The organism is Rhodococcus sp. H36-A4 (genome assembly GCF_027158005.1).
Lineage (GTDB): Bacteria > Actinomycetota > Actinomycetes > Mycobacteriales > Mycobacteriaceae > Rhodococcoides.
This window is the reverse complement of the sequence record NZ_JAPVLQ010000020.1, coordinates 1-3,698: the sequence shown is the minus strand read 5'-3', so window position 1 is coordinate 3,698 and position 3,698 is coordinate 1. Positions and strand designations below refer to the sequence as shown.

The following is a 3,698-nucleotide window of genomic DNA, read 5'->3' as shown; positions in this document are numbered from 1 at the left end:
GCTTGCGCACGATGTCTTCCGCGGAGTTCCGCTTCCGTCCAGCCATGTTCTCCATAGTCCTATCCGCCCAGCTCATGGGCAACAAGACTCTAAAACATGATGGCCCCGTTCGCCGGGGACACGCCAGGCCCCTGATGGCGCCAGGAGTGAATCGGCGCGGTCTGTCCAAGGCGTTCCAGAGTTCTTCGCGCAGATGACCGCCGCCGACGACGGCGATCTCAAACTGCGGATCGTCCTTGAAGCCTCATGGACCAATGCCGGACCAGTTGCTGGCTCCGTCGAAGTTAGCCGGCGTGTGGTTTACACCTTCGAAGACGACTACGGAGACAAGTGGGCAGAGCTCCGCGCGACAGATCGCAACCGTATCCAGATGGTCTACATTCCTGCTACCCGAGACGGAGTGCGCCAGGTGAACTCGTTCCTGCGCGGCCGCGTTTGGACCGCGGCTCAGTGGTCGGACGACTTTCGCGAAAGCGTCAAAACCGGGGCCCTCGAGATGGTTGATGCCTTTCGTAAAGAAGCAGTCGTTGAGACCGTCACCCAGACCATCGCAAACCGATGGCAAGGACTTCATTACTTGGGCTTAGACCAAGACCCGCACCTGGAACCGATCAGCAGCGACGCCAGCGTTCTGGTCACCGGTGCTGAGATGTTCTTCGAGCCCTCCGCGACAGGTAGGACACGTCCGGCCCGAGAGTTGAGCGACGGACAGCAGTCGCTGCTGCATATCGCGCTCGCAGTCGCGACGCTCGACCTTGAGGCAGCGATCGCCGCCGGTGACCACGATGACAAGTTCGACCTAACCAGTACCGCGTTACCGTCTCTGACCCTGCTTGCGCTGGAAGAGCCTGAGAACAACCTGGCTCCGTTCTACCTTTCCCGGGTCATCGAGCAACTCACCGACGTCGTCAAATCCGGACGCGCACAGGCCCTAATCTCCAGTCACTCACCCAGTACCATGTCCCGCATCAGACCCGAACAGGTCCGATATCTGCGTTTGGACTCGACGGCGCGCACGACGACGGTCCGCGAAATCGCGATGCCCGAGAAGAGCAGCGAGGCGGGCAAGTATCTGCGTGAAGCGGTGCACGCTCATCCCGAGCTGTACTTCGCCAAGTTCGCAGTCCTCGGAGAGGGAGCCTCAGAGGAAATCGTTCTCCCGAAACTTGCTGCAGCACGCGGCGTCCACATCGACCAGTCGTTCGTCGCCATGGTTCCGTTGGGAGGTCGGCACACAAATCACTTTTGGAAGCTTTTGAACCAGCTCGACGTCCCACACGCTACTCTCCTCGATCTCGACTGGGGCCGCAGCGGCGGCGGTGCCGGACGCATCAAGGACGTCTGCGATCGCCTGATAGCTATCGGTGTGGATCCGCTCGGCGATATGGAAGGCTTCGACACCGTGGCAGACCTAGCCAAGCTTGACGCCCGACAACTTGCTGCGTGGATGGACCACCTTGAGCAGTGGGGGGTGTTCTTCTCCGAGCCGCTCGACTTGGACATGTGCCTGTTGGAGAAGTTCGACAAGGCTTACACCACCAACCTTGAGGCGGGTGCGACCGGCCCGAATAAGGTTGGCGATCCGCGCGATCGCGTGCTCGGCGACACGAAAGATCGTCCCGAAGTGGATATCTGGGCCAAGCCCGAACAGCAACATCTACTCTTCTGGTATCGGTATCTGTTCTTGGGCCAGGGAAAACCGAGTACCCATTTGCGGGCGCTGACTAGATTGAAGCGAAGTGAGCTCGCAAAGCCGCCAGAGCGACTGGGACGGTTGATCGACCGTATCGCCGGTGCTCTTAGGGAGCAGGCCCCGTGAGAGTCAGCCCAGAGAAATGGGAGCCCGGAGGCATCAAAGACCTCGAAGACGCGGCATGGAAGGCCCTCCGCGCTCCGACCTCTGCGGTCACAGCCGGACCGGGTGCCGGTAAAACAGAATTTCTGGCCCAGCGGGCAAGTTATCTGCTTGAGACCGGAATATGCCGTGCACCGCAGCAGATCTTGGCCATCTCTTTCAAGAGGGACGCCGCCCGAAACCTCCATCGCCGCCTGTCCGATCGGCTTCCCGACCAAGCCGACCGCGTCGCGTCGATGACTTTCGACGCGTTCACGAAGTCGATCATCGATCGATTCGGCAGCCTGCTGCCAGCACCGTGGGCAATAACCGAAGGCTACAGAATCGCGTTTTCTAATCAAACCGAGGTGAGAGGCTTCCTCGACGATATCGCCGGGCATGCACCACAGGAGTTCCGTGACGAGATCCATCAGATTCGACCCGCCAACTTTCTCAGCGACATCGTGGGGGCCGCATCACTTCTCGCGGATCCCACCGAACCGATCTCAGGCACGGAGTACGCCATCGCTGAGTGGTGGAAACGAAAGTACCGTAACGACGTCACACCGTTGGTCGACTTCGTGATGCTAAACCGGCTGGCTGAGCTGCTCATCCGGTCAAGTCCTCAGCTTCAACGGGCCTTGAGGTTGACATACCCGTACGTGTTCATCGACGAATTTCAAGACACGACCTACGCCCAATACACGTTCTTGACTTCTGTCTTCCCGCCTAGTTCGACGTACATCACGGTTGTTGGCGACGACAAGCAACGGATCATGGGTTGGGCAGGGGCCCTCACGAACGCCTTCGACCAGTTCACGAACGACTACGGCGACAACCACTTCGAGCTGCAGCGGAACTTCCGTTCCCGTCAGGAGCTTGTAGATCTGCAACATCGGTTCGCAGTCCGACTAAAACCTGCCGCGCGTCCACAGGCTTCCCAGGTTGTCAGCGAGGAGGACGGAGTCGCGCCGGTGCAAGCATGGAGCTTTGCTACCTCATCGCGCGAGGCCGAGACCGTTGCCGCGTGGATTGCTGCCGACATCGAGCAGAGCGGTCGAGATCCCTCGCAATACGCGCTGATTGCCCGACAGAAAGTGACCGACTTGGAGCCGAGTCTGGCAGAGGCACTAGGTGGGGAAGGACTGTCGGTACGCAACGACGACGCCAGTCTCGGAAAGCTCAAGCTGGGTGACGTTTTGAAAGATGAACTCGTAGAGCTACTAATTGGTCTGGTTCAACTCGCTGCCATCAGAGGCGGTCAGCCCGAAGTGTGGCGTGCCGTCACAACGACCCTTGCGCGCGCACGGCCCAGCGAGTCTGCCCGAGAGGTCGGCAGCCACCTGGATGACGAACTAGCCGAGTTTCTGAGCCGGCTGCGCTCCTGGTTTGTCGAGACGCCCATTGATCACACGTTGGCCACCACCCCCGGGGCCGAACAAGCTGTCGCCGAGGCGCTAACCGACCAGCTCTACGTTTTCGTGCAACTGGAGAACGCAGCCAGTAAACGTATCTTCGCCGACCGAGCTGAGGATATTACGGAAAAGATGGAAGCATTCATGTTGCGCCTAGAATGGGCACTCGGCCAGGTCGACACATGGGGTTCAGTGGCGCACGCATTCCTCGATGAGGACGCGATACCCCTAATGACGATTCACCGCAGCAAGGGTTTGGAGTACCACACCGTGTTCTTCATCGGACTCGACGGCGATCAATGGTGGGCACACTCCCGCGATATGAGGCTCCCCCCGGATGGTGGACACCGAGATAGCGGGATCGATGGTTCCGCTGGAAGGATGTCCTCATGTCCCGCAAACGCAGGTCTTTCACGACCGAGTACAAGGTCGAGGCCGCCCGCAGGGTG

At 59.8% G+C, this 3,698-nt stretch carries 3 protein-coding genes; all 3 read left to right on the top strand.

What is annotated here, in order from left to right; all coding sequences use genetic code 11:
* Positions 1-197 (top strand): hypothetical protein (locus O1W68_RS21470; RefSeq protein WP_269307027.1); only part of this gene is annotated, 197 nt, incomplete at its 5' end.
* Positions 194-1,819, top strand: a complete 1,626-nt coding sequence (locus tag O1W68_RS21465) for an ATP-dependent nuclease (RefSeq protein ID WP_269307026.1) — start codon at positions 194-196, stop codon at positions 1,817-1,819. The genes O1W68_RS21470 and O1W68_RS21465, both read left to right, overlap by 4 nt.
* A partial coding sequence (locus tag O1W68_RS21460; protein ID WP_269307024.1) for a DEAD/DEAH box helicase occupies positions 1,816-3,698 on the top strand: 1,883 nt, incomplete at its 3' end. The genes O1W68_RS21465 and O1W68_RS21460, both read left to right, overlap by 4 nt.